Annotated in this window: 1 pseudogene; it reads left to right on the top strand. The window is 66.2% G+C overall.

The window, feature by feature from the left end:
• Positions 1–219 (top strand): annotated as a pseudogene (locus tag AF337_RS39210) (mechanosensitive ion channel family protein); the annotation flags it as partial.

Below are 219 nucleotides of genomic sequence, written 5' to 3'. Positions count from 1 at the left end.
GGTCTGGCCGCGCAATGGCTGTTCTGGTGGATCAGCGCCGGCTGGCGCGCATGGATGGCGCGCGCGCCCTTTGCCACGGTCCGCGAGAGGGTGGTGGCACTGGCCGCGAGGCTTCTGTGGGCGGCATGTTACGTCCTCTCCTTCGGGCTTGGCAGCATCGGCTTCTTCCTGCTGTTCCAATGGCCGCCTGTTATCCGGGAGATCGTCGTCGGCTATCTC

The organism is Rhizobium ecuadorense, assembly GCF_001187535.1.
GTDB lineage: Bacteria > Pseudomonadota > Alphaproteobacteria > Rhizobiales > Rhizobiaceae > Rhizobium > Rhizobium ecuadorense.
Note: the sequence above shows the minus strand (reverse complement) of the source record. Positions and strands in the feature narration are given on the sequence as shown.